The organism is Ruthenibacterium lactatiformans (assembly GCF_000949455.1).
Taxonomy (GTDB): Bacteria; Bacillota; Clostridia; order Oscillospirales; family Ruminococcaceae; genus Ruthenibacterium; species Ruthenibacterium lactatiformans.
In genome coordinates this window covers 1-3,122 of sequence record NZ_JXXK01000077.1, presented here as the reverse complement: position 1 = coordinate 3,122, position 3,122 = coordinate 1, and the positions used below count along the sequence as shown (strand labels likewise).

Annotated in this window: 4 protein-coding genes; 3 read left to right on the top strand and 1 reads right to left on the bottom strand. The window is 50.5% G+C overall.

The annotated features are described in order from the left end of the window. Positions 1-154: 154 nt before the first annotated feature. On the top strand, positions 155-1,678 hold the full coding sequence (locus tag TQ39_RS19675) for a DUF438 domain-containing protein (protein WP_050006790.1): 1,524 nt from the start codon (positions 155-157) through the stop codon (positions 1,676-1,678). Between the two features lie 59 nt (positions 1,679-1,737). Here the strand turns inward: TQ39_RS19675 and TQ39_RS19670 are convergent, their stop codons facing one another. After that, entirely contained in the window at positions 1,738-2,400 is a 663-nt protein-coding gene (locus TQ39_RS19670) for a Crp/Fnr family transcriptional regulator (protein ID WP_050006791.1), read from the bottom strand. Between the two features lie 92 nt (positions 2,401-2,492). On the opposite strand from TQ39_RS19670, the gene TQ39_RS19665 reads away from it, so the two are divergent. Both TQ39_RS19665 and TQ39_RS19660 read left to right on the top strand, forming a co-directional pair. Then, positions 2,493-2,708 carry a DUF1858 domain-containing protein gene (locus tag TQ39_RS19665; protein WP_050006789.1) on the top strand — a complete coding sequence of 72 codons (216 nt, stop codon included), beginning with the start codon at positions 2,493-2,495 and terminating at the stop codon, positions 2,706-2,708. Between the two features lie 7 nt (positions 2,709-2,715). Beyond that, a partial coding sequence (locus TQ39_RS19660) for a hypothetical protein (RefSeq protein WP_050006788.1) occupies positions 2,716-3,122 on the top strand: 407 nt, incomplete at its 3' end.

The following is a 3,122-nucleotide window of genomic DNA, read 5'->3' as shown; positions in this document are numbered from 1 at the left end:
TATAGGTAGGAGTATATTCTCCGCCCAAATTTGCAATCAGCTTTGCTTTGGAGTGTGGCCAGAAAAAATGTGTTGCTTTGTTGTTTGAACAACATAAAATCCTTCTAAGTATGTTTATAATAAATACAGAAAAATACAAAGGAGGTCTATCACTATGGCAAAGAAGCTTGATTTGAATAAAACTGTCTATGAATTGACACAGGAATACCCTGAGCTGATCGAGATCATGGCAGGGCTCGGTTTTACCGAGATCATTAAAAAGCCCATGCTGCACTCCGTCGGCAAGATCATGACGATTCCCAAAGGCGCGAAGATGAAGAATATCTCTATGATGGATGTCGTGACAACCTTGATGGGCAAAGGCTTCGAGCTTGTCGGTGAGATGCCGGACATGTCTTCTGCGCCGCAGGCTGGTGCGGAGAAAACAAATGTGAACAATCCTCCCGCAAGCCGCACCGAACAGCTCAAGACCTATCTGAAAAGGCTGGGCGAAGGCGAAAAACTGGAGACTGTACGGGCGGACTTCGTCCGTGAGTTTAGCGACGTCGAGGCATCGGAGATCATGCAGGCGGAACAGGAGCTCATGAAAGAGGGAACACCGCTTTCTGAAGTGCAGAGGCTCTGCGACGTCCACTCCGCCCTGTTCCATGGCGCGACAACCGAGGAGAAAATAGCCAATGCAGAAAAGGAAGTCGAAGCCTCCCTCCTGCGAAAAAAGGCGCATGAGGAGCTGGCGAAGAGAGACTCCTTCCCCAAAAAGGACTACACGGATAAGAACGCCCGCGCCGCCGAACTGGAGGCAATAGCCGGGCATCCTCTGTACACGCTGACAAAAGAAAACGACGCGCTTACCGATTTGCTTGCCAGATTTAAGGAGGGCAAGGATGAATCGCTTATCCCGGCGATTCGTGATCTTTCGATCCATTATGCCAAAAAGGGCGATATGCTCTATCCCCTGCTGAAGGTGAAATACGGCGTCTCCGGTCCCTCCGATGTGATGTGGACGGTGGACGACGAGATTCGCGATGAACTTAGTGCGCTTGCAAAGGAAAACGATCACGGCGCAGAATGGAGCGCCAGGCTGGACGCCGTGCTGACCCGGGCCGAGGAAATGATCTACAAGGAGCAGAACATCCTGTTCCCAATCTGCGCAGTGAACTTCACAGAGGAGGAATGGTACGGCATCTACCACGACGAGAAGGATTACGACCTGTGCTTCGGCGTGGAACAGGAACGCTGGGAGACTGCGGAGGGCAGGAAGGTTTCCACAGTCTTCGATGCGGTGGGCGAGATCGTAATGCCCGGCGGTCACATGACCGTGGAACAGCTGACCGCGCTTTTGAATACGATCCCGATGGAAATTACCTTTGTGGATGCGGATAACATTAACCGCTTCTTCAATGAAGGACCGAAGGTCTTCAAGCGCCCCGGCATGGCCATTGACCGGGAAGTGTTCTCCTGCCATCCGCCAAAGATCGAGCCGATGGTGCGCCAGATCATCGACGATTTCAGGAACAATCGCCGTGACGAGGTGCCTGTCTGGATGGAAAAGGGTGGCCGCACGATGCTAGTGAAATACATGGCGGTGCGTGACAATTCAGGAGCGTATCTCGGTACGGTGGAGCTTGTGCAAGACATGGAGTTTGCAAAAACATTTTTTCTTGGCGAAAACAAGTAGTGCCGGGTAAAACAAAAGTCTTCCCGTCTAAGTCGGCGAGAAGACTTTTTGCTTAATAATCATGTTGATCCATTTAGCGTGAACTCGTTCTTGTGGTAAGTAATCAATCCGTCCTTCTGCATCTTGGACAGTTCATTGGACATGGCGCTGCGGTCTACGGCAAGATAGTCGGCAAGCTGCTGGCGGTCGAAGGGAATGGTAAAGCGCGAGCTTCTGTGTTCCAGCGCCTGCTCCGAAAGATAAGAAAGCAGGCGTTCCCGGAGAGATTTTGACGCGGTATGCATCATGCGCGAAGAGAGATTCAGGTTCTTCTGTGCGGAAATCCGAAGCATATTCTGAATGATGCGGGTATGGAATGCGCATCCTCTCGGGCAGGTAGTCAGCATATTCCGCATACTCAGAAAGAGTACTTCGGTCTCCTCGCAGGCAACAACGTCGCAAAGCAGCTCCTTGCCGGGAATTGCCGCATAGTTTTCTGCAAAAACCTGTCCTTTTCCCACATGACCGAAAATATGGCTGTTTCCCCAGTAAAAATTGACGACGATATTCACACTGCCGGATTCCACAAGCCCGATTTCGCTGACAGAGGACCCCGCCCGGATAATAATCTCATCCTTTTTGTATTTGCGCTCTTTCGCACCCAGGCAGCTAAGCAGCTCCGAGATTTCGCTCTCGCTGATTCCATGAAACAGCGGCGTGTTGGAAAGAAAAAAAGTATTCATGAAAATCATCCTTCCGTTGTTGCAACAACATACGCGTTGTTTCGATTATAGTATAATCAGAGCAGAAAATCAAGAACAGGGAGGAAAAACTTATGGGAACCACAGTTGTAAACAGGAAAACCTTGATCGGTGAAATCGTAAACCAGTACCCGGAAACGGCGGAGGTGCTGCTCGGAATCGGTATGCACTGCCTCGGCTGTCCAGCTTCCCAGGCGGAGAGTCTTGAGGATGCCTGCGCCGTTCATGGGGTTGATCCTGAAAGCGTCATAAAGGCCATCAACGATAAAATCGCCGATAGCGGAAAGTAAGCGGATCATGAGCGCATTTTTAGGACCAATCCACTTCTGGCTGTATAACAAGATTGGCAAGCAGGAGGAACTCACCAAAGCGATTGCCTCCATGGCTGCCGGGAACGGCTGGATTTCAGATCGTACTGCTTACATCAGAGACCTGCCCGCATTGGAAGACGTCATTGATGAAAGCAATATCCACGGCTGGCTTCAAGATCAGATTCATGATGCGGAAACGAGGTATGCGGATTTGATTCAGACTGTCCTTACCACGCATCCCGAAAGATTGGAGGAAATCAGCAAAGTCGCGTTTCGCTATGGCCGGAGGAACGGAAGGGACGCAGAAAAAGCTACGGACGTTTTCCGCATCTTTGAAGATTTCTTCGTCAACGGTATGCCGTGTGACAGAGTGAATGCTGTCGTAACTGAATG

Bases quoted from the DNA above. Each gene is read 5' to 3' on its own strand.
- TQ39_RS19670 (WP_050006791.1), bottom strand. From the start codon at position 2,400: ATGAATACTTTTTTTCTTTCCAACACGCCGCTGTTTCATGGAATCAGC.
- TQ39_RS19665 (WP_050006789.1), top strand. From the start codon at position 2,493: ATGGGAACCACAGTTGTAAACAGGAAAACCTTGATCGGTGAAATCGTA.
- TQ39_RS19675 (WP_050006790.1), top strand. From the start codon at position 155: ATGGCAAAGAAGCTTGATTTGAATAAAACTGTCTATGAATTGACACAG.